The organism is Ottowia massiliensis, from assembly GCF_900240305.1.
GTDB classification, from domain to species: domain Bacteria; phylum Pseudomonadota; class Gammaproteobacteria; order Burkholderiales; family Burkholderiaceae_C; genus Ottowia; species Ottowia massiliensis.
On the sequence record NZ_LT964871.1, the window covers coordinates 1 to 995 of the forward strand.

The window sequence follows — 995 nt, forward strand, 5'->3', positions numbered from 1 at the left end:
GCCATTGCATGGCGCCGTGATTCGCGTTACACACACTGGAAAGGTGCCTCCAGGACTGGCTGAGCTGATTGCTTATGGCCGGTTGGATGAAAATGGGGAGCTTAAATTCATATCTCCCGTTGATGACCTGAAATACCAGGTACAGCTTCTTGGCAAGCACGATAGATTTAATATTGGCATTTTTAAGGATATTAATAATTCCATTCCCTTAGCGTCGCTGTTTGATCAAAAAGAAGAAATAAACATCAAACCTGATGATGCACATAAAGATAACAAATACCACATCAGCGAAGCCGAAGCCAACTCCTGGTCCGTCTTCCAGGCCCTGTATGAACTGACGGAGCATGTCAAACCCATCGCAGGCATTCCCGAAGCGCCCGTTTTCAAGAAAGTCGTCACCAACCGCCCCACGCCAAGAGAGGCTTTTTACAGGGCGGGCAGCGATGGAGGAAAAAAGGTGTCTGAAATGCACCTGGGTTCTCTCAAGTCTTTTGACTGGGACACCATTGCACATGAATATGGCCATGCTGTAGCGCATCTGCAAGACGCTACCAAGATTGCAGACGGCTTTCATGACGGAAGCAACCAGTACGACATTGAAAAGAACCCGTCTGGCGAGGCCCTTAACACCTACCGGAACAAGGAGCTGTCCAACGCGCTGGCGCTCAATGAAGCCTATGCCACGTGGTTTGCGCTGAATTTTTGGAAAGAGCGCCGGTATTCCAGTGAAATTGCGTGGCTGGGCGACCACCGGTTTGATCAGACCTACGAAGCGAATCAGATGGGCATTCCAATGGATCTGGAAAGCAACGCAAAACCTTATGGAACGAAAGACAAGGTATTTGGCGAAGACAGCGAAGTTGGTGTAGGCCGGCTGCTGTGGGACATAACGGATGGAAATAACGAACCCAACCAGCGTGCGCTATGCGAGCAATACTGCCAGGACGCCATCACAGTGCCTTTTGCCAGCGTTTCGGCCAGCGCCATTTACCCCG

Annotated in this window: 1 protein-coding gene; it reads left to right on the forward strand. The window is 50.5% G+C overall.

The genetic code is table 11. The features are described 5' to 3' along the window. Positions 1-16: 16 nt before the first annotated feature. Positions 17-995: hypothetical protein (locus C1720_RS13505; protein ID WP_146007075.1), on the forward strand; the 979-nt coding region annotated here is incomplete at its 3' end.